Genomic DNA, 870 nt, shown 5'->3' on the forward strand with positions numbered 1-870 from the left:
GCATGGCATCGACCCGCGCCTGCGCCTGATAGGTGGCGTTGAAGATCGCGGTTGAGGTCCCGAACGATACTGCAAGGGCTGTCATCGCCACACCAAGGGTGATCCGTCTGGCCTGTGTGGCCAGTGAGGCCGCCACCACGGGGGCCAGCCGCCCGGCGATGGGCGCCAACAAGCGGCGCATCAGACCGCTTGCGCCTATAATGCTGACGATGATCCGCACCACCAGCAGCCCTGATCCGACCCAGAACAGCGCCGGCGCCAGAAAAGCTTTATAGTCGACTGAGGTTGCCGCAACCCCTTCGGACGCCAGCACAATCTCATAGCCGGTGCTGGCACTTTGCCAGAAGAGCCCTGCGGCGACAGCCAACAGAACCGCATCCAGCCACAGCCGTTGCCACATGGGCGGGCCCTTGCGGCCAACGGATTGACGCGAAGCTGTCACGGTTTGGCCCTGCGCCTGTCGCCAAGCGGGAAGCAAAATGGCGGTCAGGCCCAGGACCAGCCCGACCAAAGAGGCCCCACTCGCGATCACGCCCAACGCACTGGCGTCGCCCCATTCGGCCAAGCCAAGCCGTGCCAGACCCGCCGCAGCCAGCAGACCTACGACAATTCCCCCGGCGCTGACCAGAACGGCCTCAACCGCTGCCAGCCCCGTGATGCGCCGCGCACTCGCACCGCGTACCCGCAGCAAGGCTTGCTCGATCCGCCTGTGGGCGGCACCGCTGGCCGTGATGGCAAGGGTCAGCGCAGCCCCAAGGGCCGCACCCGGCAGCCCAAGGAACAAGAACAGCACCGCTGCATAAAGCGCATCGCCGCGCACCGCATCAAGACGGGCGGCGATTGTGTCTGACACCAAAGCCTGACCTGCCA

Annotated in this window: 1 protein-coding gene; it reads right to left on the bottom strand. The window is 66.0% G+C overall.

The features are described 5' to 3' along the window. Positions 1 to 853, bottom strand: an 853-nt coding sequence (locus tag AC1DVR_RS23650; protein ID WP_478003071.1) for an FtsX-like permease family protein, incomplete at its 3' end; no start/stop codon positions are given. Positions 854 to 870 lie beyond the last annotated feature (17 nt).

Source organism: Rhodobacter sp. P2_H5, from assembly GCF_056403335.1.